This is a genomic window from Streptomyces sparsus (assembly GCF_054776295.1).
This window is the reverse complement of sequence record NZ_BAAHCA010001552.1, coordinates 1-709: the sequence shown is the minus strand read 5'-3', so window position 1 is coordinate 709 and position 709 is coordinate 1. Positions and strand designations below refer to the sequence as shown.

The 709-nt window shown below is 75.7% G+C and carries 1 protein-coding gene; it reads left to right on the top strand.

Features of this window, described 5'->3' with window-relative positions; translation table 11 throughout:
• Window positions 1-41 precede the first annotated feature (41 nt).
• A partial coding sequence (locus ACYVE9_RS29555) for a LysM peptidoglycan-binding domain-containing protein (protein WP_461030942.1) occupies window positions 42-709 on the top strand: 668 nt, incomplete at its 3' end.

Genomic DNA, 709 nt, shown 5'->3' with positions numbered 1-709 from the left:
GAGTGCGGGGCGGCGGTGCCGGCCGCGGATAGCGTGAGGCGATGCCTCGCCACCCACGCTCGAAGGCACGCCACCCCCGCCTGACGGTGCCCGCCGTGCTCGGTGTCCTGCTGCTCCCCGTCCTTGGGGTGCTGGCCGCAGCTCCGGCAGCCTCCGCCGCTGGGCCCCGGACCGGGTCCGTCGCCGGCTGCCGTACCCAGGAGAGCCCGTGGGACTGCCTGGCCCGCTGCGAGAGCAGCGGCCGCTGGGACGCCAACACCGGCAACGGCTTCTACGGCGGCCTCCAGTTCTGGCAGCCCACCTGGGAGGAGCACGGCGGCCTGAGCTTCGCGGAGCGCGCCGACCTCGCGACCAGGGAGCAGCAGATCACCGTGGCGGAACGGGTACTCGCCACCCAGGGCTGGGGCGCGTGGCCGGTCTGCGCACTGCGCTGCGGACTCACCACGAAGGAGGACGCACGACGCCGCGTCCACCTGGTCAAGGCGGGCGACACCCTCTGGTCCGTCGCCCCCCGGCACCGCGTGCCCGGCGGCTGGCAGCGGCTGTACGCCCTCAACCGGGAGACGGTCGGGGCCGACCCCGCCCTGCTCTGCCCGGGCACGACGCTCTTCCTCGACCCGCCCGCCCCGACCGCGCCGGAGAACGAGGCCGCGCCGGAGAACGTGGCCGCGCCGGAGAACGAGACCGGGCCGGAGAACGAGACCGGGCC